The organism is Gemmatimonadota bacterium (assembly GCA_016712265.1).
GTDB lineage: Bacteria > Gemmatimonadota > Gemmatimonadetes > Gemmatimonadales > Gemmatimonadaceae > RBC101.
Genome location: JADJRJ010000028.1, coordinates 250,135 through 276,632 on the forward strand (window position 1 = coordinate 250,135; position 26,498 = coordinate 276,632).

Below are 26,498 nucleotides of genomic sequence, written 5' to 3' on the forward strand. Positions count from 1 at the left end.
GGAGCCATGGCAGTACGCAAGCGGAGCACCGCAGCCGCAGGGTCGACGCCACGCAAGTCGCGGGCGAAGGTGGCGCCCATCGCTCCGGTCGAGCAGCAGCGGCCGTACCCGTTGATGACTCCGGCCGGCGAGCCGGTGCGGGTCGTGCATGTGGCGGCGGAACTCGCCCCGTTCGCCCGCACGGGCGGGTTGGGGGAAGCAGTCGCCAATCTGGCCCTGGAGCAGGTGAAGGCGGGGCTCAAGGTGGCCGTGATCATGCCCCTGTACCCCCAGGTCCGCACGGTGGTGAGTGACTTCGTCCGTGTGGGAGACCCCTTCCCGGTCGTGGTGGGATCGCGCACGGAAGAGGTGCACCTCTGCGAGTCGCAATCGCTGCGCTCGCGCGAGGGTGAGGGCAAGCCGCGCGTGTACTTCGTGGCGAACGCGCACTTCTTTGATCGTGAGGGGATCTACGGCGACGCCGGCGGCGACTACCCGGACAGCGCGGAACGCTGGGGGTTCTTCGCGCTCGCCGCCCTCAACGCGCTGCCGCGCACCGCGGACGCGCCGGTGATGATGCACGCCCACGACTGGCACGCCGCGCTGGCGCCGGCCTACCTGCGCGCGTACGACATGGGGCGGCCGTTCTACCGGAAGACGTTCAGCACGCTCACGGTGCACAACGCGGGGTACCAGGGGCACTTCCCCGCCGAGACCCTGGGGAAGGTCGGGCTGCCGTGGGAGTTCTTCAACCACCACATGTTCGAGTGGCACGGGCGGATGAACCTCCTCAAGGGGGGGATCGCCTGCGCCGACGTGGTCACGACGGTGAGCCCCACGCATGCGCACGAACTGCGTACGGCCGCCGGCGGCTTCGGGCTCCACGAGCACTTCATCGCCATGCGCGAGCGCTTCGTGGGCGTGCTCAACGGGATCGACAACGCCGACTGGGACCCGGCCACGGACAAGTTCATTGCCGCTACCTACTCGATGACCGCGCTGGCGAACAAGCGCAAGTGCAAGGCGGCCCTGCAGAACATCTTTGGTCTCCCGCAAAAGCCCGGGACACCCATCATCGGTATGTCGGCCCGCATGGTCGCGCAGAAGGGGCTCGACCTGATCCTCGGCTCGCCGGCGTTCCTGTCGCTCGATGCGCAGTTCATCTTTCTGGGGCAGGGCGAAAAGCGCTACATCGACATCTTGCGTGAGTTGGCCAACTACGCGCCGGGTCGCATTGGCGTGCAATCCAACTTCACGGTGGAGCAGGAACATCGCCTGCTCGCCGGTGCCGACATGATCGTGATGCCGTCGCAGTACGAGCCGTGCGGCCTCACGCAGATGCGGGCGCAGCGCTACGGAACCCTGCCCGTCGCTCGCAAGGTCGGCGGGCTCGCCGACACGATCGACGACAACGTCACCGGCTTCCTGTTCGACGAGTACACCGCGCAGGCGTTCCAGAATGCCTGCGCCCGGGCCATCGACCACTACCGCTACCCGCAGGTGTGGACGGCGATGGTGCGCGAGGCGATGAGCCGCGACTTCGGCTGGCACAAGTCGGAGCGGCGGTACCGGGAGCTGTACGGCCGAGCGATCGCGAGTCCGAGGTGGCGAAGGTGAGACAGGCACTGATGCAGCACGGGCAGCACGGTACCAGGGCAGCACGAGACGCGTTCCGCGCGTACCGCTCGTGCTTCGCTCTTGCCGTTGAACGCCTGTGAGGCAGACCGACTTTGTCCTCATGCTGCACAGCCACCTGCCGTACGTGCTCAACCACGGCCGGTGGCCCCACGGCAGTGACTGGATCTGCGAAGCTGCGATCGAGACGTACCTGCCGCTCCTCGAGAAGCTCAGGGCACTCGACGCTGCCAACATCGCAGCTCCGGTGACGATCGGCTTCACGCCGATCCTGGCGAACATGCTTGAGCATCCGACATTCGCCACCGAGTTGGAGGCGTTCTTCGCCCAGCGCTTCACCTTCTGCGACGAGGCCCCCGACTCGATGCGCGGCACGCCTGACGAGTCGATGCTCCCGCTCGTGGCTTACTGGCGGTCACGGCTGGAGCGCCTGCACCAGCTCTGGCGCGCCATCAACGGCGACATCCTCGGCGAGTTCCGCGCCCTGCAGGAGCGCGAGCGGCTGGAGATCACCAGCTCGGCCGCCACGCATGGGTTCCTCCCCTTGTTGGGTCGCGACGCCTCCATCCACCTGCAGCTCGCCCTTGGTCGCAGCGAGCACCGGCGCATCTTCGGGCGCGACCCCGAGGGGTGTTGGGTGCCGGAATGTGCGTACCGCGGCGCCGGGCACTGGGAGCCACTCCCTGGCGCCCCCGGGGCGGGGCCACGCCGTGGCACCGAGGAGTTCCTCGCCGACGCCGACTATCGCTACTTCTATGTGGACTCGCACATGGCGCGGGCCGGTGCCCCGTTAGGCGTCTACGGGGCGCTCTTTGGCGGTGAGCCCGAGCGGGTGGTCGCCGGGGCGGCATCGCCGGAGACCGGGGACTACTCGCCCTACCAGGCATATCGCGTGACCGATGCCCTGGATGCCCGGGAGGTGGCGGCCTTTGTGCGCGACCCGCGCACCTCCCAGCGCGTGTGGAACCGGCACGGGGGGTATCCCGGCGATGGCGCGTACCTCGAGTTCCACAAGATCCGCTGGCCGGGGGGCCTGCGGTTGTGGCGCGTGACCTCGCGCACGTCCGACCTGGGAGACAAACAGCCGTATGCACCCGAGGAGGCTCGGGCGCGGTCGCACGAACACGCCAACGACTTCGCGCAGTTGCTCGTGCGACTCCACCATGGACGGGCCGCGGCGGAGGGCGCCGTCGTCGTGGCACCGTTCGACACGGAGCTGCTGGGCCACTGGTGGTTTGAGGGACCCGACTTCATGGGCGACCTCTATGCGGCGTTGCCGCACCACCCGGAGGTGCGCGCCACGACGGCGGGGGAACACCTCGATCGCCATGGGGCGCCCGTCGCCCTCCAGCTGGCCGATGGCTCCTGGGGAAAGAACGGGACCTGGGAAATGTGGATGAACGATCAGGTCGCCTTCACCTGGCCGGTGATCTGGGAAATCGAGGGCCGCTTCTGGGATGCCGCGCCCGCAGCGATCGAACGACCGGACCTGCACCCGATCCTCGAGCAGGCCGCACGGTCGATGCTGCTGCTCCAGTCTTCGGACTGGCAGTTCATCATCAGCACCGGGGAGGTCGAGGATTACGCCGTGAAGCGGTTCAATGGCCATGCCGACGATTGCCGCGAGTTGCTGCAGGCCCTCGAGGCCGGGATCGGTGGGGGCGACGTGTCGCCCGCGGTCGCCCGCGCGCGCGAGCTTCAGGCGCGCGATGACATCTTCCGCGAGATCCTGCCGAGTATTGAGCTGGCTATGGAGCGCGCCGCCAGGTGACCACGGGGTCGCATCGGGCGGAGCGGCGGCACCTTGTCATCCACGCCCATTTCTACCAGCCGCCGCGTGAAGACGCCGACTTCGATGAGGTCGAGGCCGAGCCGAGCGCGGCGCCGTTCCACGACTGGAACGAACGCATTGAACGAGAATGTTATCGGGCGGTGGTCGCCGCGCGCGTCCATGGCGCCGACGGACGGATCGCCGGGATCGTCAACCTCCTGGAGTGGATCTCGTTCAACGTGGGCCCCACGTTATTCGAGTGGCTCGTCCGTCACGCGCCGGACACTGCGCGACGCATGGTCGAGGCGGATCGGGCAAGCGCCGCACGGCTCGGACATGGCAATGCCATCGCCCACCCCTACCATCACGTGATCCTTCCCCTCGCCTCGCGCCGTGACAAGGTCACCGAGGTGCGGTGGGGTATGATTGACTTTCGGCGTCGGTTCGGGCGCGAACCCGAGGGAATGTGGCTCCCCGAAACCGCGGTCGACGATGAGACCCTCGATGTCCTCGCGCAGGAGGGCATTCGCTTCACGATCCTGGCCCCGCATCAGGTGGTAGGGGCAGCACCCAACGGCCATGCGGGTCGCTATGTCACGGCCAACGGCCGTGAGATCGCACTGTTCCCCTACCACGGGGACATCTCGCATGGCATCGCCTTCGGCGGGCTCGTGCGAAACGCCGATCATTGGCTCGATGCGCTGTGGGGGGTCAAGGCCTCGCGTCGCCGTACTCCCGTGGCGTCCGACGTCGCGACCCACGAGCCGCCACACCCCTTGCTGGTGAGTGCCGCCACCGACGGCGAGACCTACGGCCATCACCACAAGTTCGCCGAGCTGGCCCTGGCCCGCGTGCTGGAACGGAGTCGCGTCAAGGGAGGGCACCTCGACAACTTCGCGTCCTTCCTCGCCCATCATCCGGCGCGCCACCACGTGACGCTCGTTGCTCCCAGTAGTTGGAGTTGCTCCCACGGCATCGAGCGCTGGCGGTCCGACTGTGGCTGCCGCATGGACGCACAGGCCGCGCCAAGCCAGGCATGGCGGGCACCCCTGCGTGACGGGCTCGAGACGTTAGGCGCTGCCCTGGCCATGCAGTTTGAGGAGGAAGGCAGGCGCTGGTTTGCCGCTGACCCGTGGGCGGTGCGCGATGCGTATGGCGAGGTCGTCGGGAGCACCGAATGGCCGCAACGCAGCACCTGGCTGCAGGAACGACTGGCCACCAACGTCCCCGATCCCGCCGAGGCGCACACGCGGCCGTTCCAGCTCCTCGAGATGGCGCGCGACGCGCTGCGCATGTTCACCTCCTGTGCGTGGTTCTTCGACGACATCGGGGGAATCGAGCCGCGCCAGGTGCTGCGATACGCGGCGCGTGCCATCGCCCTCTCGGGACGCGCACATGAACTGGAGCCCACGTTCCGCGCGACCCTGGCACAAGCGGCCAGCAACGATCCCGCCGTGGGAAACGGACTCCGGGTCTTTGCGACCCTGTCGCCCCCGCACGCCGCCGCCGCGCGGTTCGCGGCCGCCATCGGGGCCCTGGCGTCCCAGGGCGTCTTGCCCGTCGAACCGCTACTGGGTCAGTGCACCGACGATGGGTCGATCCCGGCATTCGACGCGACGGCTGGCGCCGGCCGGGTCAGCGTCACCGATCTGCGGTTGTTGCGGGTCGAGGCGTTTCGAGTGGAGGTGGGGCGCGACGACGGGAACGAACTCGGCTGCACCGTGACACCCGTCGCCCCCAACGGGGAAGTTCGAGGCGTGTCAGCGACGATCGCGCTCTCCGAATTTCCCGAGCGACTCCGGCTGCGCGTAAGACAGGCGCGCCGCGATGCCCTGCTCGGCCTCTGCCTGACCGAGTCGGAGCTCGCCGATCTTGCGACTGGTCGGTCGACGCTCCGGGAGTTGGCGGGCGCGGCCCTGATCAGGGAAGTCCGCCGTCTGGCGGAGGGGGGCGATTCCGCCGTCGACCCCAGTCGCGTGGAGTCGGCCCTCGACCTGTTCGAGCAGCTCGAATCGCACATCCCGTTTGACGCCCAGACCGCCTTCTGGGATCGCTGGTCCACGGGCTCGACGTCCCAGCGCGCCGCATTGCAGGGCATCGCCCGACGCCTGGGCTTTACCGGCGACTAGATACACAGGGGAGACGCCCACCCGACTTGCGCCGAGCGTCAGGGGAGCGTACCAGTGGGTTGCCGTCTGCCGCTCGCCGAATCGTCACATGCCCTTTGTCATCTTCGCTGCACCCATGATTTCGGACAACGCGTTCCGCATGATTGATGCGGTCGCGTCGCACCCGGACGTCTCCCTTGGCGTGATCACGCACGATGAAGCCGGCGCGCTGCGGCATCTCTCGGATCGTGCTGCCCACTGGCGGGTCACCAACATCCTCGATGCGCAACAGCTGGCGTGGGCGGCCCGTGAACTGCAGCAGCGCAACGGGCCCATCCACCGCTTGTTCGGTGCGTTGGAGCAGTTGCAGGAGCCGCTCGCCCAGGTGCGAGAGTGGCTGGGGGTGCCGGGGGTTTCGCTGGAGGTCGCGACCAACTTCCGAGACAAGGCGCGCATGAAATCGTTGCTGCGCGCGGCCGGCCTTCCCTGTGCGCGGCACTGCCTCGCGACCTCGATGGCGGAGGCGCTGGCCTTCGGCAGGAGTTCGGGTTTTCCGATGGTGGTCAAGCCGCCCGCCGGTGCCGGCGCCATATCGACCTACCGGGTGGAATCCGAGGAGCAGTTGCAACGGGCACTGACGCCACAGCCCCCCACGGCGGCGCGTCCGGTGTTGCTCGAGGAGTTTGTCGTCGGTGACGAGCACTCCTTCGAGACCGTGACCATCAACGGGACGCACGTCTGGCATTCGCTCACGCACTATCACCCCACACCGCTGGCGGTCATCGAAAATCCATGGATCCAGTGGGCGGTGGTGTTGCCCCGCGAGGTGGATGGCGCGCCCTACGATGACATTCGCACGGCGGCGCGACGGGCCCTCGACGTCCTCGGGATGACGACGGGGATCTCGCACATGGAGTGGTTTCGTCGCCCGGACGGCACCATCGCGATCTCGGAAGTGGCGGCGCGTCCCCCGGGCGCGCAGATCACCACCTTGATGTCGAAGGCGAATGATTTTGACCTGCTCAAGGAGTGGACGCGCGCGATGATCTTTGGCGAGTTTCAGGTACCCGAACGACGCTATGCCGTTGGCGCTGCATTCCTGCGTGGGCAGGGGCGCGGCCGGATCGTGAAGGTGAGTGGGGTCGAAGAAGTGCAGCGTACCGTCGGGAATCTGGTCGTCGATTTTCGCATGCCCCAGGTGGGCGCCACGCCGTCCCCTTCATATGAGGGAGACGGTTACATCATGGTGCGGCATGCCGAGACGCGTCGGGTCGAGGAAGCGGTCATGAAGATCATCTCCACCATTCGCGTTGAACTCGGCTAACATGAACCGCCGGGACGACGCGCGAGCAACACGAGGCCGCCGAAACCGGAACGCTCACCCGTGCTTCACGTGCTGCCCGGGCTGCCCGTGCCCCTCGTACTTCACGCCCTTGCCCTTCTGCTGAGAGTGAACCTGCGATGAACGTCATCATGCTCGCCCCCGGGTATCCCGGCGAAATGCCGTACTTCTGCCGCGGCTTGTCGTTGCATGGCGCGAAGGTCTACGGCGTGTCCGACGTGCCGGAGAAGGACCTTCCCGCGTTGACGCGCGAACACCTGTCCGGGTACTTGCGCGTGCCCAACTTCACCGATGAGGACGCAGTGGTGCAGCAGATCATCGCTGGGGTCGGCAACCACACGATAGACCGCGTCGTCTGCCTGTGGGAGCCCGGCGTGGTGCTCGCTGCAAGAATTCGCGAGGCGTTAGGCATTCCCGGCATGGGAGTGGAGCAGGCGAATACCTTCCGCAACAAGGACCTGATGAAGCAGGTCGTGACCCGGGCGGGCATACGCACGGCGCGTCACGCGGCCGCCACCTCGATCGCCAGCGTCAAGGCGGCAGCCGAACAGATCGGCTTTCCGGTCATCGTCAAGCCGATCTCCGGTGCCGGTTCGATGGACACCATTCGCGCCGGCTCCATGGCCGAGTTGGACGCCGCGCTCGCGCGGGTGACGAGCTACGACGAGGTCAACGTCGAGGAGTTCATCGAGGGCGATGAGTACACCTACGATACGATCTGCATCGACGGGCAGATTGTGTACGAGAACGTGTGTTACTACCGCCCCAACCCGCTGGCCGCGCGGAGCACCGAGTGGATCTCGCCGCAGACCATCGCGCTGCGGGACCTCACCACGCCCATCGTGCGGCAGGGCGTCGCCCTGGGCCACGAGGTATTGAAGGCGATGGACTTCAAGACCGGTTTCACCCATATGGAGTGGTTCTACACCCCAAAGGGAGAAGCCATCTTTGGGGAAATTGCCGCCCGGCCTCCCGGTGCGCATACCGTCGACCTGATGAACTTCGTGAGCGACGTGGACCTGTTCACGGGGTACGCCGAGGCGGAACTGAAGGGCACGTTCTCCGTGTCGACGGAGCGGAAGTACAACGTGGCCAACATCTTCAAGCGCGCGCAGGGCCAGGGTCGGATCCGTCGCATCGAGGGACTGCAGCGACTCCTTGAGCGCTACGGGGAACATGTCGTGCACATGGACCTGCTGCCGATCGGTGCCGAGCGACGCAACTGGATCTTGACCCTGGTGTCGGACGGATACGTCGTCGTGCGACATCCGGAGCAGCAGGCGTGCTTTGACATCGCCGACGCGGTTGGAACCGACCTGCAGTTGTACGCCGGTTGAGCGAGCCAAGCCTCCAGCCCACGCCCTCGCGCGCAGCGCCCAGCACCCGCCAGCAGCAACCAGCAACCAGCGGTTCTTTGCCCCTCTCCCGCAACTTCATCGAGAAATGGATCACTCGCCGGCGCCAGGCGCCGGGGACGCTGGAGATCCTGCCCGAGGTGTCCGCACCGCAACTCGGAAACCGGCGCGACATTCTCGTGTACACGCCAGCATCGTATCACCGCACGGAACGTCGGTACCCCGTGATCTACATGCAGGACGGCCAGAACCTGTTCGACCCACGGACGAGTTTCGCTGGTGAATGGGGGGTCGACCGGGCCATGGCGCGCGCCCCGCGGAAGGGGCGGCGGGCGATCATCGTGGGGATCCCCAACATGGGGGTGGACCGGATGAAGGAGTATTCGCCCTGGCATGATCCCCGACATGGGGGCGGCGGGGGCGACGCCTATGTCGACTTCATCGTGCACACACTGAAGCCGTTGATCGACGCGCGGTATCGGACCGCACCGGACCGGGAGTCCACCGGGATTGTCGGGTCTTCCCTGGGCGCCCTCATCGCGCTGTATGGCTTCTTCCGCGCCCCGGCTAGCTTTGGGTTCGTCGGGGCGATGAGCCCGGCGTTCTGGTTTGCGGACGGGGGGATCTTCCCCTTTGTGCAGGACGCGGCCAACGTTGCCGGACGGGTCTACCTCGATGTCGGGATGCGCGAGGGACCTGGCACGCTGGCAAATGCGAGGAGCATGCGCGACCTGCTGACGGCCAAGGGCTATCCCCTCGGCGACACGCTGTCGTACGTCGAAGATCCGCAGGGGGTGCATAACGAGGCCGCCTGGGGACGTCGCATTCGTCATGCCCTGCCGTTCCTGCTCACGCCGCCGGTGGGGGCCCGCCGGTGAGCACGCGGATGTTTGGCCGCCACGAGGTGTGGCACAGCCCGGCGGTGGGGCGCGCGATGCACGTCCGCTGGTTCGGGGACGCGGGCGCGCGCGTCCTGGCCTTCCCGACGACGATGGGCAACCACAACGAGTGGCCCAATCGCTACATGCCGGATGTGCTGCGCGACCAGATCGAGCGCGGCTGGTTGCAGCTCTGGTGCCTGGACCACAACCACGACGTTAGCTGGTACGACAAGACGGTGTCGCCGGCCCAGCGCGGTGCGCGTCACCTGCAGTACGACGCATACATCCGCGATGAGCTGCTCCCCTTCACGCAGCATGTGAACCCGAATGGGTTTGTCATCGCGACGGGAGCAAGCTTCGGGGCCTTTCATGCGATGAGCATCGGGCTGCGAAACCCGCACCTGTTTCACCGCATCATCGGGATGAGCGGGATGTACGACATCGCGGGGATGACCGGCGGTTACGGTGACGGCTCGGTGTATGCGTCCAACCCGATGGCGTTCATGCGCCATGAGCACGATCCGTCGCGGCTCGCGGCCTTTCGACGCCAGGACATCATCATCGCGACGGGTCGTGGGGATCCCAACTTTCAGGAGAACCAGGCGTTTTCCGGCCTCTTGTGGGAGCGCGGGATCGGCAACGCGTTTCGCGTTTGGGACGGCCATGCCCATGACTGGCCGTATTGGGAGCGCATGATCGTGCAGTACGTCGGTGGGCACGACTGAAGGCGACGGGCGAGGCGACGGACGCAGTTCAGCGGAAGCAAGCAGTCACTCTGGCACAGGTGAGCACCACATGGTCAAGCGAATTGGTCTCGTCGTCGGGCGCGAATGGAGCTGGCCCCCGGCATTCATCGAGGAAGTCAACAAACGGAATGCAGGTGTGGTTGCCGAGTTTGCCGTAATGGGAGGCGACGCACACGACGGGCCCGTCCCGTACGACGTGCTGATCGATCGCATCTCGCACGAGGTCCCGATGTACCGCTCCTACCTCAAGAAGGCGGTCCTCGAGGGGCGCACGGTCGTCAACAATCCGTTCATGTGGACGGCCGACGACAAGTTCTTCGGCGCCGCGCTGGCCGCACGACTTGGCGTGGTCTCGCCGAAGACGATCCTCCTGCCCAACAAGGACTATGTCGAGGGGATCGTCCCCGGCGAGTCATTGCGGAACCTGCGCTTTCCGCTCGACTGGCAGGGGATCGCCAATGAGGTCGGCCTGCCGTGCATCCTCAAGGATGCCCACGGGGGGGGCTGGAAGGAGGTGTATGTCTGCCACACCCTCGAGGAGCTGATCCGGAACTACGACGAGTCGGGTCGCTTGACGATGATCGTGCAGGAGATGGTGCAGTGGGACCAGTTCGTCCGCTGCCTCTGTTTGGGCCAGGAGGATGTGCTGGTGATGCAGTACGATCCCAAAGCGCGCAAGTATATCGTGGACGACGACTACCTCACGCCCGCGCTGCGCGATCGCGTGGTGCGCGACTGCCGTACGTTGTGCGGCGCCCTCGGGTACGACATGAACTCCCTCGAGTTCTGCATCAAGGATGGCGTGCCCTACGCGATCGACTTCATGAATTGCGCCCCGGACATGGACATTTACTCGCTGACGCCGGCGTACTTCGAATGGGCGGTGACGCACATGGCCGACATGGCGATCAAGCTGGCCAAGCAGCCACGGCGCACGGCCGTGGAAGCCAAGTGGAGCGCCCTCTTCACCGCCAGCCGATGACCATGAGACAACCAAGTGGACCGAGCCCACGTCGGGAAGAAGCGCCGCCGGCCGTGAGGGGCCGCCGTGAACGCGTGCGGCCATGGCCTCGCGTGCTCCTCGTGCTGCGCTGTATATGTCGTTAGTCGACCGTTGGCACGACTTGCTGGGTCCCGACGTCGCTGAGGACACGCACGCGCACATCGAGTCGGAGCTCACCCGGCGTGGGCTCGTGTTCGGAGGGCGCGCCCTGTGCACGGTCCTGCGTCCCCGCTTGATGACCCTGTCGCAGCTCGACGAGATGCAACGCCGTGTGGCCGCCATCCTGCGGCCGTGCACGAAGGCCTTCGTCCGTGCCCAGCAGGACGCCACCTTCCGTGCCCAGTTTGGGCTCCTGGACTGGGAAGAGCAGCTGTTCGCCACGCCCCTGCGATATCGGCATCCCAGCCCCACGTCGCGCCTCGACTTCTTCGACCAACCGTCGACTGGTGGCCTGGCACTCACTGAAAACAACGCGGAAACCCCTGCCGGGGCGGCGTATTGTGATGCGCTCGCCGAGACCTTTCTGGATACGCGGGTGCTCCGGGAGTTCGCGAAGGCGTTTGCCGTGTTCCCGATGCCTGCTCGGCAAGGCGTGGTTGGGGCCGTGTTGCAGGCCTGGCGCGAGTTCGAGGGCGGACGCCAAGCGCCGCGGATCGGGATCCTCGACTGGGACGACGTGCCAACCCGGACCGAGTTCGAGCTTTACCAGCAGCACTTCGCCACCCTGGGCCTCGAGGCAGTGATCGACGACCCACGCCGCTGCGAGTACCGCGACGGCAAGCTGTGGAGCCAGGGAAAGCCGATCGACCTCATCTACAAGCGCGTATTGATCGATGAGCTCGTGACGACCTGCGGGATCGATCATGACGTGGTGCGCGCTGTCCGCGATGGGGCCGTGTGCCTGGTCGATGGGTTCCACTGCAAGGTCCTGCACAAGAAGGCGTCGCTCGCCGTGCTGAGCGACGAGGCCAACGCGGCGATGTTCGACGACGCCGACCTCACGGCGATTCACCAGATGATCCCGTGGACGCGGGTCGTCGCGGAGCGCCACACGACCCATCGCGGCCGGTCCGTGGACCTCGTGCCGTTCATGCTCGCCGAGCGTGAGCGGCTCGTGCTCAAGCCCAATGATGACTACGGCGGCAAGGGGATCACCCTCGGCTGGACGGTAGATGCCACCGCGTGGGAAGCCGCGGTGACGGAGGCCCTCGCGGCGCCGTTCATCGTGCAGGAGCGCGTCGAGATCCCGAGCGAGCCTTATCCCAGCTGGGTGGATGGCCGCGTGGAGACCTATGATCGCAATTACGACACGGCGCCGTTCGTCACCAACGGTGCGACGATGGATGGGCTGCTGACGCGCCTCTCCACCGCCAAGCTGCTCAATGTCACCGCGGGTGGCGGCAGCACGGTTCCCACCTTTGTGGTCCATCCCAGGAGCTGAACCCGATGAAGAAGCCGTCGCTCACCATTGGGGTCGAAGAGGAGTACCAGATCATCGACCCGGAGACACGGGCCCTCACCTCGTACATCACGCAGATCCTGGAGGCCGATCACCTCATCCTGGGCCAGGTCAAGCCGGAACTGCACCAGAGCATCGTCGAGGTGGGCACCACGGTCTGTCGGACGCCACAGGAGGTCAAGGCCCAGCTCATTGAGCTGCGCCGCGGCGTGATGGAGCTGGCCGGGCGCAAGGGGCTCAAGATCGCGGCGGCGGGGACGCACCCGTTCTCCCACTGGGCCGACCAGGAGATTACGCAGCTCGACCGGTACGTCGGCACCAAGGAGGCGATGCAGCAGCTCGCGCAACAGCTGCTCATCTTCGGCACGCACGTGCACATCGGGATCGAGGACAAGGACTTCCTGATCGACGCCTGCAACGTGTCGCGGTACTTCCTGCCGCACATCCTGTGCTTGTCCACCAGCTCACCGTTCTGGATCGGACGACTCACCGGGCTCAAGTCGTATCGCAGCGCGGTCTTTCGCGCCTTTCCGCGCACGGGGGTGCCGCGGTTCATCCCGTCGTGGATCGACTACGAGCACTACCTCGAAACGCTCGTCTCTACCGGTTGCATCCCCAACGGATCCAAGATCTGGTGGGACGTGCGCCCCCATCACACCTTCCCGACCCTCGAATTCCGGATCTGCGACGTGTGCACGCGCGTCGACGAGGCGGTCTGCATTGCGGCGATCCTCCAGGCGCTCGTCTACAAGCTGTGGAAGATGCGGCGGGACAACACCACGTTCCGCGTCTACAGCTCCGAGCTGATCGACGAGAACAAGTGGCGGGCGGTGCGCTACGGGCTCGACGGCAAGCTCATTGATTTTGGAAAGCAAGTCGAGCTGCCGGCCGCATCCCTCATCCGCGAGCTCATCGAGTGGTTCCTGGACGACGTGCTGGATGAACTCGGGACGCGAAAGGAGGTCGAGTACGCCTTCACGATCCTGAGCGAGGGGTCCAGCGCCGACCGCCAGATCAAGGCGTACCACGCGGCGGGTGGGGATACCAAGGCCGTGGTCGACATGCTCATTCGAGAGACGGAGATGGGAGTCCTGTAGGCATGTCGGACTACTACAACATCCTCGCCTCGACGTCGGCCGTCTTCGGCGGCTTTTCCCTGGCCTTTCTGGGCGTCATGCTCTCCGGGGGCGTTTCAGGGCGCGCGAGCGACTGGACCATACGGACTGCTACCCTGTCTGCGACCATTTTCACGGTTACTGGCCTCGGCTGGTCCCTGGCGGCCTCAGCGGCTGCCGTATCCCCGGATTCCGGCCCCGCAATGGTAACCACCTTCAAGCCGTCTCATCGGTTGCTGTCGCAGCTCTTCATCCTTGGGGTTGCCCTGTTCATCGCGACGATCGGCTTCTCCGGCTGGGTTCGATCCCGGTCCCTCGGCCTGTTTTCAACTACTGCGGCCGTCGTCGGTTTTTTGCTGGTCTTCCGCATCCTCTCCCCGTTCATCAACTGAGGGGGGCCGGCCCGGCGGCTGGCCAACGGCCGCCCCTCGCGTTGCGTATTTCGGGTCCGCGCCCTCTATTGTAGGGCCGGGGACGATCCGCACGAACGCTGCCCGCCTGAGAGGGCGGGGGAGAGATCTGCTGCATGAAGCTTCTGCTTGCCGCTGCTGGGGTCGTGATGGGCGTGGGACTCACCGCCACCGGTGGCCCGCCGCCCGCCCCGAAGAAGCCGCTCCTTCCGCCGGCGCCCCATGCGAAGCGGATCAACGCCGCGGAGTTGACCCCGGTCGTGCGACGGTATTGCGCGACGACCTGTCACAGCGCCACCCAGAAGCGCGGGAACATCTCGCTGGCCGACTTCAACGTCGAGGCGGCGGCGGGCGACCCGGAGCGCGCCGAGCGGATCATTCGCAAGTTGCGCACGGACATGATGCCGCCGCCGGGGTCGCGTCGCCCGCGCGGTGACACCCTTGTCATGCTGGCGGACGCGCTCGAGCAGACCATCGACAACGCAGGCCCGATCAATCCGGGTTCGCGCGTGTTCCAGCGCCTGAACCGCGCCGAGTACGAGGCGGTGATCCGTGACCTCCTCGGCCTGGAGGTCAACGCGGGGGACTACCTGCCGCTGGATACCAAGAGCGCGAATTTCGACAACATCTCCGCAGCGCAGCTGCTCTCGCCCACCCTGCTCGAGGCCTACCTCAATGCGGCCTCGGCGGTCTCGCGCATCGCGGTGGGGGATCGTAACCCGGTCTTTGCGCAGGCCACCTACAAGACCTCGCCGTTTGCCTCCCAGCACCCCTGGGACCATGTCGAGGGGACCCCGTACGGCACCAGGGGCGGGCTCGTCGTCACGCACAACTTCCCGGCAGACGCCGAATACGAGTTCCGCATCAATGTGGCAGGTGGAATCGGGACCAAGCTTGAGGATGTGGACATCTCGATCGACGGGGAGCAGGTCGCCCTCCTCATGTACGAGCGTGGCATCGCCCGCAATGCCTCGTCGGCGGACGCCCCACTCGGCGCGGACTACCTCCGCAGCGAACCGATCAAGGTCAAGGCCGGACAACGCAAGGTGTCGGTGGCGTTCGTCAACCGGGCGATGGGGCCGTACGAGGACCTCATCAAGCCGCACGACTGGTCGCGCGCGTCGGGCGGCAGCGCGGCGGCTGGTTCGACCGAACCGCCCGCGATCATGGAAGTGCAGGTCAATGGTCCGCGGAATGTCACGGGCATCTCCGAGACCGAGAGCCGACGCCGCATCTTCAGCTGCAAGCCGACGTCGCGGGCCACGCAACGTCCCTGCGCCACGCAGATCATCAATCGGTTGGGCGAGCGCGCCTACCGGCGCCCGCTGACCCCCCGCGATCGCGAGGCGCTCCTGTCGTTCTTTGATCGCGGTGCCGCGGCCGCTCCGGACAACGCCTTCGAGAACGGCATGCGGACGGCACTGCAGGCGATGCTCGCCAGCCCCTACTTCGTCTTCCGCATCGAGCCCACCCCGGCCGGGGTGGCCGAAGGCAAGGACTACAACGTCAGCGACATCGATCTTGCATCCCGCCTGTCCTTCTTCATCTGGGGCACGATGCCGGATGAACGGCTCCTCGGCCTCGCGAAGGCCGGTCGCCTCTCGGAGAAGCTGACGTATGAGCGCGAGGTCAAGCGGCTCCTGGCGGATCCGCGCGCGGCCGCGCTGTCCCGCCGGTTTGCCGGCCAGTGGCTGCGCCTGCCTGACCTCGATCTCGTGCACCCGGATGCCTTCTTCTTCCCTGACTTTGACCAGGGGCTGGCTGACGCGATGAAGCGCGAGACCGAGTCCTTCGTCGAGGACATCATCCGGAACGACCGGAGTGTGCTGGAGCTGTTCTCCGCAGACTGGACCTACGCCAACGAGCGGCTCGCGAAGCACTACGGGATCCCGAATGTCGCGGGGAATGATTTCAGGCGCGTGACCTACCCGGACGAATCTCGCCGCGGCATCCTCGGTCACGGCAGCGTGTTGGTGCAGACGTCCCTCGGGAATCGCACCTCGCCGGTGTTGCGCGGCAAGTGGGTGATGGAGGTGCTGCTCGGTTCGCCGCCGCCGCCACCGCCGCCGAACGTACCGGATCTCGAACAGACCGCAGGGTCGAAGGAAGGCAAGATCCTCACGACGCGTGAGCGGATGGAGATGCATCGCACCAACCCGACGTGCAACTCCTGCCACCAGTTCATGGACCCGCTGGGGCTCGCGCTCGATGCGTTCGACGTCACCGGCCGGCTTCGGTTCCGTGAGAACGGGGCGCAGCTGGACACGCGCGGGAACACCTATGACGGCACGTCGGTCGCCACGGCTGCCGACCTTAATCGGTGGCTGGTCAAGCGTCCGACGCCGCTGATGCGCAACTTCGCCGAGAACATGTTCGCCTATGCGCTGGGCCGCCGGGTCGAGGACCACGACCAGCCGGCGATCCGCGCCGTGGTGCGCGACGCGGCGGCGAAGAACTACCGTTTTTCGTCATTTGTCCATGGCGTCGTCACCTCTCGGGCATTCCGCCAGAAGCGGGCCGAGGTCGTGACGGACCAGTAGGGCGGGCACCAACGACACCGCCGCACCCCGTACGGCTGCATCCCACGCTCACGCGTTTTCACCCAGAGTACATCTCATGTCCTTCATCTCCGGGAAGACCCTCCCCCGCCGCACCTTCCTCCGAGGCCTCGGCGCCACCGTCGCACTGCCCTATCTGGAGGCCATGCGGCCCGCGGCGCGATTCGGCTCGGCATCCGCGGGAGCGGCGCCGGCGGCCAAGACGCGACTCGTCTGCATCGAGTCCGTGCACGGCGCGGCGGGTTCGTCGAACCTCGGGGCCACGAAGTACCTCTGGGCCCCACGAGAGGTCGGACGCGGATTCACCTTTGGCCAGGACAACGCGCTCAAGCCCTTGGAATCCTGGCGCGAGTATCTCACGATCGTCTCCAACACCGACGTGCGAATGGCTGAGCCGTTCGAAGCGCCGGAAATCGGCGGCGACCACTTCCGGTCCAGCGCCGTGTTCCTGACGCAGGCCCATCCCAAGCAGACGCAGGGATCGGACGTCTACGTGGGCACCTCGTTCGACCAGATCGTAGCCCAGCGTATCGGTCAGGACACCGCGATTCCCTCGATGCAGCTCTGCATCGAGAACCTCGACCAGGCCGGCGGGTGTTACTACAACTACGCCTGCGCCTATACCGACTCGATCAGCTGGGCCTCGCCCACCGAGCCGCTGCCGATGATCCGGAACCCGCGCGTGGCGTTCGACATGCTGTTTGGCACTGGCTCCAACCATGCGGACCGCGCGAATCGCCGGAAGGAAAACGGCTCGATCCTCGACTGGATCACCGGTGAGATGGCCAGCCTCAAGCGTCAGCTGGGGAACGCCGATCGCGTGCGCGTGGACCAGTACCTGGAGAACGTGCGTGAGCTCGAGCGCCGCATCCAGAAGATCGAGACGCAGAACCGCAGCGGTGAGGAGCGCCAGCTGCCGGATGCGCCCGCCGGCGTGCCCGACTCGTTCGAAGAACACATGAAGTTGATGTTCGACTTCCAGGTGCTGGCCTTCGAGTCGGACATGACGCGCGTGACGGCCTTCAAGACGGGGCGCGATGCGTCCAGCCGCGTGTATCCCGAGTCCGGGACGAACAAGGGCTTCCATCCGGCGTCGCACCACGGGGGACGCGAGGCGGCCATCATGGACTTCAACCTGATCAACCGTTATCACGTCAGCTTGCTTCCGTACTTCCTCGACAAGCTCAAGAACACGAAGGACGGCGACGGCAACCTGCTCGACCAGACGACGATCGTGTACGGCTCCCCGATGGCGGATGGCAACACGCACAACCACCGTCGCTGCCCGCTCATCCTGCTCGGCAAGGGGAATGGCCAGCTGCCCGGGAACGTGCACCTCAAGGCACCGGACGGCACCCCGATGGCAGACGTCTTCCTGAGCCTGCTGCACAAGTTCGGCGCCACCGAGATCGAGACGTTCGGGGACAGCGCGTGCCCCTTCACCCTCTCTGCATAACGCCTGAGGTCTCCAATGGTCTTTCGACTGTTAGGGCGCGCGTCGGTAGTCGCAGCCGCATGGGTGGTGCTGTCGGCGGCCGCGCTGGAGGTCAATGCGCCGCTGGCCGACGCGGCGCGTCGCGGCGACGTGACCCGAGTGCGCCAGCTGCTGGCGAGTCGTGCCGACGTGAACGCGGCGATGGGTGATGGGATGACGGCGCTGCACTGGGCGGCCGACCGAGGCGATGCGGTCATGGCGGACCTGCTCGTGAAGGCGCGGGCCAAGCTCACGGCCACGACGCGCCTCGGGAACCACACCCCATTGCACGTCGCGGCCAGGAAAGGAAATGCCGCGGTGGTGAAGGTGCTGCTCAAGGCGGGGGCGGACCCCAAGGCGATCGCCGTGAACGACATCACGGCCCTGCACCTCGCGGCAGCCGCCGGAGACCCCGAGACGGTGAAGGCGCTGCTCGATGCCAAGGCCGATCCCAACGCACGCGAAGGGGAATGGCAACAAACCCCATTGATGTTTGCGGCCGCGGCGAATCGCGCGGATGCCATCAAGGTCCTGGTCACGTACAAGGCCGACGCGGCGATCCGCACGAAGCTCGTCGACCTGCAGGACGAGGAAAAGCGCGAGCGCGCGGCCTCCACCAAGCGCAATGAGGAACTCTTCGCCGCGCTGCCCGAGAAGGTGCGCGACTCGCTGCGCGCGGCCGCGGCGCGGACCCCCGCACCTCAACGTCCAGGGGCCCCAGCGGCGGCCGCTGCTGCACCGGGTACGCCGCCGCCAGCTCCCCCGCCGGGCGCGCCAGCGGCCAACACCCAGGCCCAGCAAGCCCAGGGTACCGGGGGCATGCCCGCCATCTTCAACCGGGATGCACCGCCAACCACCGGACTGACGGCGTCACAGATCCAGCAGGCAATTGCGGCGGGCCGTCAGGCGTACCTGTCCGGGGCGACGGCCACCGGACCGGAGGCGCCTGTGGATACCTCGTTAGGTGAGGTCGCCGGCTTCACCGGGTCTGTGGGCAAGATGGGCGGGATGACCGCCCTGCATCACGCGGTGCGGCAGGGGAACATGGCGGCCGCGTTGGCGCTGCTGGATGCGGGGGCCGATATCAACCAGGTCAGCACGAGTGACTCCACCACGCCGGTCCTGCACGCGGCACTCAACGGGCACTTCGACCTCGCCATGGAGCTCGTGAAGCGTGGGGCCGACGTGAAGATCGCCAGCGTGCACGGGACTACCCCGCTGTATGCGGCAATCAACAGCACCTACCTGCCGCGGTCACGGTATCCGCAGCCCCAGTCGATCCAGGTGCAGAAGACGTCGCATCTCGAGCTGATGGAGGCGGTGCTCAAGGCCGGGGCGGACGTCAACGTGCGGCTGAAGAAGAACCTCTGGTTCTTTGGTTACAGCAACTGCGGCAATGGGAACTGCGGCTTGGAGTACCTTGACGGCACGACGGCGTTCTGGCGTGCGGCGTACGCGGTGGACGTGGAGGCCATGCGGCTGCTCAAGAAGTACGGCGCGGACCACACGATTCCCTCGTTCCGCCAAGTGGCGGCGCGTGGTGCGCGTGGTGGTGCCGGGGGCCCGCCGGGCGCACCAGGAGCGCCGGCTGCTGCCGGCGCCGCGCGACCGGATTCGTCGACGGCGGGCCGACTCGCCGCCGTGCGGGCGCAGCTCGCGCAGGGTGGCGGTGGCGGTGGCTTTGGTGGCGCACCGCGCATGACCCCGGAGATGGACTCTGCCTCGAAGGCGGTGCCGCCGGGGATCGGCGTCTACGCGATTCACAACGCGGCAGGGGTTGGCTATGGCAACGGCTTTGCCGGCAACGCGCACCGGCACTACCCCGAGGGGTGGATGCCGACGATGAAGTACCTGGTCGAGGAACTCGGCATGGACGTGAACATGCGCGACAACAACGGCTACACGGCCATGCACCACGCGGCGTCGCGCGGGGACAACGAGATGATCCAGTACCTCGTGAGCAAGGGCGGAGACGTGAAGGCCGTCTCGCGCAACGGGCGCACGACCGTCGACATGGCCAACGGCCCCGTGCAGCGCCTGCGTCCCTTCCCGGAGACGATTGCGTTGCTTGAGAAACTCGGCGCGAAGAACAACCACAACTGCGTCGGCTGCTAGGGTGTCGAGGCGGTCGTCCCGCGCGAGTACGAGGGGGCATTCGGGCGACCGGATGCCCCTTGCTCGTTGCGTTGTCGTCGTTCCGCTGACAGTCCCGAGGCCGGTGTCGGCCGATACTTGAGGACAACACAGCGAGGAAGGCGCCATGCTCGTCGCCGACGTGATGACCCCGGATCCGGTGTCGGTCCGGGAGGACAAACGCTTGCTCGCCGCAAAGGCGATCATGGAGTTCAGCAGGATCCGCCACCTCCCCGTGGTCAACGCACATGGTGACCTGGTCGGGTTGTTGACGCGTGGCACGCTGCTCGCAGCGTCGGCCTCGTTGCTCGACCATCTCCCGGCGGTGGAGAGCGATCACCAGCTCGGTGCGGTCCTGATCCGGGACGTGATGGTCCACGGCCCGATGACGGTCGAGGCCGGAGCCCACGTCTCCACGGCGGCCCACTTGATGGCGACGCGCAAGGTGGGCTGCCTCCCTGTGGTCGAGGGGTCGCGGCTGGTCGGCATCATCACCGAGGTTGACCTCCTGCGACTGGTGGAACAGGCCGAGAAGCACCACTTGCTGGATACCCTGGGCGCATCGGCGCACCAGCATCCCTGACGGCCTGTTCCCCGGGGCTGCGGAGGGTGAGGGAGGGACGTAGTTTCTCGCGACACACACCGCGCTGTGCGGCACGTGCGTTGCCGTGACACCGGGTGTTTCGCCCCTCGCCCATGACCAACGTTTCCCTCGCCGACCTGTTCGATCCTGCGGGCCTCGAGTCCGCCATGGCGCGCCTCAATGCGCTCTCGCCAACCTCCCAGCCGCAGTGGGGGAAGATGGGGGTCGCGGCCATGCTCGCGCACCTGAACGTCTCATATGAGATGTTGTACGAGACGAAGCACAAGCGGCCGAACGCCCTCGTGCGCTTCCTCCTGCGCACCTTCCTCAAGGACAAGGTCGTCGGGCCAGCGCCGTACCCGCGCAACTCCCCTACCGCGCCGCAGTTCCGTATCGCGGACACGCGCGACTTTGCGAAGGAGAAGGAGCGCCTCGTTACCTACATGCGACGCATGTACGGGGAGGGGCGGGCGCATTTCGAGGGCAGGGAGTCCGCCTCGTTTGGTCCGCTGACGGCGAGTGAGTGGAACATCATGTTCTCCAAGCACCTCGACCACCACATGCGGCAGTTCGGGGTGTAGGTCGGCCCACCGCGCCCGGTCGACGCGCGACGGGAAGGAGCGAACGCTTCCCCGAGCGCGAACGTGCCGCCGCCTGGGCGCCGCACAGGGCGGGCACGGTGAGAGCGAGAATGGCGAGAGCGGTACGCACGTGCGAACAAATGAGGACTCCTGTCAGTGGAGCCGGACGCCGCAAGGGTTGCACGGCGGGCCCTCTGGACACGATGCGGAGCCGGACTTCTCTTCCGCGCATGACGACTCCACGTGATTCGCGACGGCGTTTCCTTGCCTTCCTGGCCGGGAGCCCCCTCTTCGCCGCGGCCGGAGTAGATCCTGGCCTCGTGTCCGACCTCCTCCGAGGCGGACGCCGCGCGGACCGTGACGCCCTGGACCTCGTGGAGCAGCTTCCGTCGCAGGATCCCCCGATCACACGGGTGCAGGACGCGCTCGACGTCTTCGACTTTGAGCCGGTGGCGAAGAAGGCCATCCCCGTCGCGCACTGGGGATACCTGGCGGGCGGCACGGACGACGATGCAACGATCGCCGCGAACCGCGCCGGCTTCGACCGTTGGGTGCTCAATCCCCGCCGCCTCATCGATGTGAGCCGCATCGACGCCAGCCTGTCGTTCTACGGCACGAAGTACCCGACGCCCATCGTGATCAATCCCGTGGCGAGCCAGAAGGCCTTTCACGCACAGGGGGAGGTCGCGGTCGCCCGGGCGGCGCGGGCGAAGGACCACCTGATGGTGCTGTCGACGGTCGCGACCACCTCCATCGAGGAGGCGATCGCCGAGCGGGGCGGTCCGGTCTGGTTCCAGCTGTACCACCAGCCTGACTGGTCGGTGACAAAGCAGATGGTGCAGCGCGCGGAGCGCGCCGGGGCACCGGCCATCGTCTTTACCGTGGACCTGCTCGCCGGGAGCAACCGCCTCACCTTGCTGCGGGAGTCGCGCAAGGACACGCGGGAGTGCACCCGGTGCCACCTGGGCGGCCCACCGCTCCCCGGGCTCACGGGGCGCCTCGATGACCGGGACAACCGGCGCAAGCCGATGCTCAATGGCTACGACGCACTCCCGCCGCAACTCGAGGTCGGGACCCCGACCTGGGAGTTCGTGGATCGGCTCAAGCAAAGCACCCGAATGAAGGTGCTGCTCAAGGGGATCGTCACCGAGGAGGACGCCGCGCTCGCCGTGAAGCATGGGGTCGATGGTCTCTTCGTCTCGAACCACGGGGGCCGTGCCGAGAATTCCCAGCGCGCGACCATCACGTCGCTCCCGGAGGTCGTGAAGGGGGCCCGTGGCCGGATTCCGTTGATCTGCGATGGTGGCTTTCGTCGCGGGACCGACGTGTTCAAGGCAATCGCGTTAGGCGCGACGGCCGTGGGGATCGGGCGGCCGTATGTGTGGGGGCTTGGGGCGTTTGGCCAGGAAGGGGTGGAGGCCGTGTTGACGATCCTGCGAAAGGAGTTCGAGTTGATCATGAAGCAGAGCGGCACCACGACCCTCGCGCAGGTCTCCCGCCGCCACATCGCGCCGGCCTGACCCAACGCGGCGTGGACGCGTCATGGCTGCGCCGGTGTGCGCGGTCTACCTTTCGTGTGACGACCATCGAGGATCGACATGCGACGACGGCAACTGGTGGGCCTCCTGGCAATGGCTGCGGCTCTTCCCTGGCATCGCACCGCGGCGCAGCCGCGCGGCGACCTTCCGCGCTACGAGCGCGTGGTACTGCTCGAGACCACCTCCGAGACGTCGGCGAACGCGTCGATTGGTGACATCAACGGGGACGGCCTCCCGGACGTGGTGCTGGCCAAGGGGCGGCACTGGCCCCTGGTCGACAAGGTGCTCTTGGGGGATGGCAAGGGTGGCTTCACCTCCACCCATGACCTGGGGGAAGCGTCGGACAAGTCGTACTCCGGTCGTCTCGTGGACCTCGACGCCGACGGCGACTTGGACGTGGTGATCAGCAACGATGCACCGAGTCCTAAGCTCGTGTATCTGAATGATGGCCGTGGCCGGTTTACGGTAGGCTCGACGTACGGCCACCCGGACTGGCCCATGCGGAACGCCACTATCGCCGACATGAACGGTGACGGTCGTCCGGACATCATCGCGGCGAATCGCTACGGGCGGACCAGCGGCGCCAACTACATCTGTCTGAACGCCGGGGGTGGGCGGTTCGATGCGGCGTGTATTCCCTTTGCGAAGGAGCCGGCCACGACGATCACGGCGGCGGACTTCAACGGCGACGGCTTCCCTGACTTGTTGGTCCCGCACCGGAATGGCGGCCAGAGTCGGCTCTATCTGGGAGCACGGTCGGCGAACCTCGCCGCACTGCGTGCGGTGCCGTTTGGGCCGCCGGATGCGGAAGTGCGCATCGCCGAATCGGCCGACCTGGATGGCGACGGCCGGTTGGACGTCGTCGCGATCGATGAGCGGAAGGGGATCGCGATCTACCGCGGCCGCGGGGACGGGACCTTCGATCCCTCCACTCCCGTTGGCGATACGTCGATCATCCCATACGCCCTCACGGTCGCCGACCTCGACTGCGACGGTCGGACGGACTTCGTGGTCGGGAACGTGAAAGCCCCCACCCGAGCGTACTTCAATCGCGGCAACGGCTCGTTCGTCCCTGTGGACTTTGGCGACGGGGCCGGGACGGTGTATGGCATCGCGGTGGGAGACCTCAATGGCGACCGCCGCCCTGACATCGTGACGGCGCGCTCGGAAGCACCGAACGCCCTCTACCTCGCGGCCGACACGGGTGGCCGATGCAGGTGAGCGCAACCGCGACGTTAGCGAAGCTCTCCAGAGTGACGCTCCGGAGTTCGGCGCGCGGGTTGTCGCGGGCCGCTCACCAGAGTACTTTGCACTGCAAAGTTTAATCGGGAGCCACGCTCCCCGGTCAGGCGAGCGATGACGAGCTGGATCACGAGAATCCGGGGTGCGGTGGGGACTGGGATCACCTGGGCCGCCGGGTGGGCGGTGGCGGGTATCGGAATCGGGGCCGCCTCGCTACTTCCGTGGCACCCGTTCGAGCGGTTCATGCAGGTCATGGATGCGCCGCTCCCTGCGATGGCAATCCCCGGCTTCTTCGCCGGACTGCTCTTCTCGGGCGTTGTGGGAGTCGCTGCGCGCCGAGTGCGCTTTGAAGAGCTGACTTCGAGGCAGTTCATTGCCTGGGGTGCCATTGGTGGCGCGTTACTGGTCCTATTCCCCTTCCTTCTGGTGGCCGTTGGGCTCGCGAGTACCGAAGGGTCGGTTCACTCGGGATGGTCCGTGATCGAGGCGATCGCCCCGGTGTTCGTTGCCCTGAGCAGCGCGTCGGCTGCAGGCTCACTCCTCATCGCCAGACGCGCGCGCGACCGGCGGATGGTGGAAGCGACGGAGCGCGCGGACCGTACCCTGGGCGAGGGTCAGCCAGAACTCGCCGAGCGGTCGACCGCGCAGGACTTCCGCTCCGATCGCATCCCTCGGTGAGGCGGAATTCATGACGGCACCCTCGGCGGAGTTCCTCGCCTTTCAGGCCGCCCTCGCTGGTGAGTACTCCCTCGCCCGCGAGCTCGGCCGCGGTGGAATGGGAGTGGTGTACCTCGCTCGGGACGTACAGCTCGACCGTGACGTCGCGATCAAGGTCCTGCCTGGTCCACTCGCCCTGGATGCCACGGCCAGGGAGCGATTCCTCCGCGAAGCACGCACCGCCGCGGGGCTCTCTCACCCGCACATCGTCCCGATCCATCGCGTGGGCGATGTCGGCGGGTTTGTGTTTTTCGTGATGAGTTATGTGAAGGGCGAAACGCTCGGAGAACGCCTGCGAACGCGTGGCCCCCTTCCCCCGGTAGACGCCATGCGGATCATGCGCGAGGTGGCCTGGGCGCTCGCGTATGCCCATGGGCGGGGGGTCATTCACAAGGACGTGAAGCCAGACAACATCCTGCTCGAGGCCGAGACCGGGCGCGCGATTGTCAGCGACTTCGGGATCGCGCAGGGAGAATCCGATGTGCGAGACGAAGGACGGGTGATGGGCACGGCGCAGTTCATGAGCCCTGAGCAGGCGGCCGGTGAGTTCCTGGACGGACGGAGCGACCTCTATTCGCTGGGGGTGATGGCGCACCTGGCGGTCAGTGGCCGACTCCCGGCCGACACGACGCGCTTGGCCGCTCCGACGCATCCGGGATCGCGGTTGCCGAGCGTACTGGAAGCCGCGCCGGGGCTACCGCCAGCGCTCGCCTCTGCCATCGACCGCTGCCTCGCGTTGGATCCGGCGCTCCGATTCACCGATGGCGAGGCCCTGGCCACTGCGCTGGCTCCCGCCCCCGCACGGCCGGAACTCCCACCTGGGCTTCGCGCCTGGCTCGCGGCACGCAATCCATTGTTGGTGCCCTACATGGCCTGGATGGGCCTGTTCGGGACGCTGACGACGGTCAACCTGGTCATCTGGCTCGCCGGGCAGCGCCCCGCCGGATTTGGCGATCTCCCTCTTCTGGCCTCCATCGCGTCACTGCCCGTCATCCCGATCGTGGGATACCATCTCAATCAGGGCTACAAGCAATTCAGGGCAGGCTTTTCACTGGCGGACCTGCGCGCGGCCATGGACGTGGCACGTCGCGAGCGCGAGGACGTGGAGGCGACGGAACAAAAGGCCCCGGAACCCGGCTTTCACCGCCCGCTCCGCTCCGCGACCGTGGCCGCCGCTGCCTGGTTGGGCGCCACGTTCGTGCTGCTCTTGCTTGGGGTGATCCACGAAAACCGTGGGCAGGCCTACCTGGTCCTCGCCCCGGTGCTCGCGACGATGGGGCTCGGCGCGGCGAGCAACGCTCTCGACGTCCAGTTCATCCCGAACCGTGTGCGTCGGTGGTGGCAGGCCGGGGTGCGCGATCGGCTGTGGAACAGCCGCGTGGGCCAGTGGTTCGCCCGGCGCTTTGGCGCACCCGAGCACTCACGCGCTGTTGACGAAGGGGCGTTCCGTGCGACCGAGGTCGCGTTAGGCGTGGCCGCCGCGGACCTGTTCGCTGCCCTCCCGGCGGCGTACCGGACCCAGCTCGACGAGCTGCCGGCCATCGTCCGATCCCTGGAAGCTCGCGCGGCGGACGCACGCGCCGAACTGGGCGTCCTCGCGGCGATGGCGCCGGCGGGAGATGGCGTGGACGTGCTTGCTGCCCGTCGTGCGGCGGCCAAGCAGCACCTGTCCGACAGCGTGGCGGCGCTGGAGGGAATTCGCCTTGACCTGTTGCGCATCCATGCGGGGTCCAGCGACCTGGCGCCGCTCACGACGTTGATGGGCGATGCCCGACGGATCGGGGACGACCTGCACCGCCTGGCCGCGGCGCAGCGCGAGCTGGACGACGCGCTGCACCAAACGACCTGAAGCTACCGACGGTAGCCCG

Annotated in this window: 20 protein-coding genes; all 20 read left to right on the plus strand. The window is 66.9% G+C overall.

Annotated features, from left to right (window positions below; all coding sequences use genetic code 11):
• Positions 1–6: 6 nt before the first annotated feature.
• The 20 genes from IPK85_08025 (at position 7) to IPK85_08120 (ending at position 26,479) form a co-directional block, all read left to right on the plus strand.
• Entirely contained in the window at positions 7–1,596 is a 1,590-nt protein-coding gene (locus tag IPK85_08025; GenBank protein MBK8247326.1) for a glycogen synthase, read from the plus strand.
• A 97-nt stretch (positions 1,597–1,693) separates the two neighbouring features.
• On the plus strand, positions 1,694–3,385 hold the full coding sequence (locus IPK85_08030; protein MBK8247327.1) for a DUF1957 domain-containing protein: 1,692 nt from the start codon (positions 1,694–1,696) through the stop codon (positions 3,383–3,385).
• Entirely contained in the window at positions 3,382–5,514 is a 2,133-nt protein-coding gene (locus IPK85_08035) for a DUF3536 domain-containing protein (protein MBK8247328.1), read from the plus strand. Before IPK85_08030 ends, IPK85_08035 begins: the two co-directional genes overlap by 4 nt.
• Positions 5,515–5,602: 88 nt before the next feature.
• A complete protein-coding gene (locus tag IPK85_08040; GenBank protein ID MBK8247329.1) occupies positions 5,603–6,817 on the plus strand; it encodes an ATP-grasp domain-containing protein in 1,215 nt (404 codons plus the stop codon).
• A gap of 137 nt (positions 6,818–6,954) precedes the next feature.
• Positions 6,955–8,172: an ATP-grasp domain-containing protein gene (locus IPK85_08045; GenBank protein ID MBK8247330.1), complete on the plus strand. Its 1,218-nt coding sequence runs from the start codon at positions 6,955–6,957 to the stop codon at positions 8,170–8,172.
• 77 nt (positions 8,173–8,249) lie between these two features.
• A complete protein-coding gene (locus IPK85_08050; protein ID MBK8247331.1) occupies positions 8,250–9,068 on the plus strand; it encodes an alpha/beta hydrolase in 819 nt (272 codons plus the stop codon).
• Positions 9,065–9,796 carry an esterase gene (locus tag IPK85_08055; GenBank protein ID MBK8247332.1) on the plus strand — a complete coding sequence of 244 codons (732 nt, stop codon included), beginning with the start codon at positions 9,065–9,067 and terminating at the stop codon, positions 9,794–9,796. Before IPK85_08050 ends, IPK85_08055 begins: the two co-directional genes overlap by 4 nt.
• A 70-nt stretch (positions 9,797–9,866) precedes the next feature.
• Positions 9,867–10,799: a hypothetical protein gene (locus tag IPK85_08060; protein ID MBK8247333.1), complete on the plus strand. Its 933-nt coding sequence runs from the start codon at positions 9,867–9,869 to the stop codon at positions 10,797–10,799.
• Between the two features lie 115 nt (positions 10,800–10,914).
• Positions 10,915–12,261 carry a hypothetical protein gene (locus IPK85_08065; GenBank protein ID MBK8247334.1) on the plus strand — a complete coding sequence of 449 codons (1,347 nt, stop codon included), beginning with the start codon at positions 10,915–10,917 and terminating at the stop codon, positions 12,259–12,261.
• A 5-nt stretch (positions 12,262–12,266) separates the two neighbouring features.
• Positions 12,267–13,376 carry a carboxylate-amine ligase gene (locus IPK85_08070; GenBank protein ID MBK8247335.1) on the plus strand — a complete coding sequence of 370 codons (1,110 nt, stop codon included), beginning with the start codon at positions 12,267–12,269 and terminating at the stop codon, positions 13,374–13,376.
• Between the two features lie 2 nt (positions 13,377–13,378).
• Positions 13,379–13,786: a hypothetical protein gene (locus IPK85_08075; protein MBK8247336.1), complete on the plus strand. Its 408-nt coding sequence runs from the start codon at positions 13,379–13,381 to the stop codon at positions 13,784–13,786.
• 134 nt (positions 13,787–13,920) lie between these two features.
• Positions 13,921–16,344, plus strand: coding sequence for a DUF1592 domain-containing protein (locus IPK85_08080; GenBank protein ID MBK8247337.1), 2,424 nt, complete (start codon positions 13,921–13,923; stop codon positions 16,342–16,344).
• A 76-nt stretch (positions 16,345–16,420) separates the two neighbouring features.
• Positions 16,421–17,818 (plus strand): DUF1552 domain-containing protein, encoded by a 1,398-nt coding sequence (locus IPK85_08085; protein ID MBK8247338.1) that lies wholly within the window; start codon positions 16,421–16,423, stop codon positions 17,816–17,818.
• Positions 17,819–17,833: 15 nt separating this feature from the next.
• Positions 17,834–19,951, plus strand: a complete 2,118-nt coding sequence (locus IPK85_08090; protein MBK8247339.1) for an ankyrin repeat domain-containing protein — start codon at positions 17,834–17,836, stop codon at positions 19,949–19,951.
• Positions 19,952–20,096: 145 nt separating this feature from the next.
• On the plus strand, positions 20,097–20,552 hold the full coding sequence (locus tag IPK85_08095) for a CBS domain-containing protein (GenBank protein MBK8247340.1): 456 nt from the start codon (positions 20,097–20,099) through the stop codon (positions 20,550–20,552).
• Between the two features lie 113 nt (positions 20,553–20,665).
• Entirely contained in the window at positions 20,666–21,133 is a 468-nt protein-coding gene (locus IPK85_08100; GenBank protein ID MBK8247341.1) for a DUF1569 domain-containing protein, read from the plus strand.
• Positions 21,134–21,363: 230 nt separating this feature from the next.
• On the plus strand, positions 21,364–22,653 hold the full coding sequence (locus IPK85_08105) for an alpha-hydroxy-acid oxidizing protein (GenBank protein ID MBK8247342.1): 1,290 nt from the start codon (positions 21,364–21,366) through the stop codon (positions 22,651–22,653).
• 78 nt (positions 22,654–22,731) lie between these two features.
• Positions 22,732–23,892, plus strand: a complete 1,161-nt coding sequence (locus tag IPK85_08110; protein MBK8247343.1) for a VCBS repeat-containing protein — start codon at positions 22,732–22,734, stop codon at positions 23,890–23,892.
• A gap of 135 nt (positions 23,893–24,027) precedes the next feature.
• The gene (locus IPK85_08115; GenBank protein ID MBK8247344.1) at positions 24,028–24,591 is read left to right on the plus strand and encodes a hypothetical protein; all 564 of its coding nucleotides are present in this window, start codon (positions 24,028–24,030) and stop codon (positions 24,589–24,591) included.
• A 10-nt stretch (positions 24,592–24,601) separates the two neighbouring features.
• Entirely contained in the window at positions 24,602–26,479 is a 1,878-nt protein-coding gene (locus IPK85_08120) for a serine/threonine protein kinase (protein ID MBK8247345.1), read from the plus strand.
• The last annotated feature ends 19 nt before the right edge of the window (positions 26,480–26,498 follow it).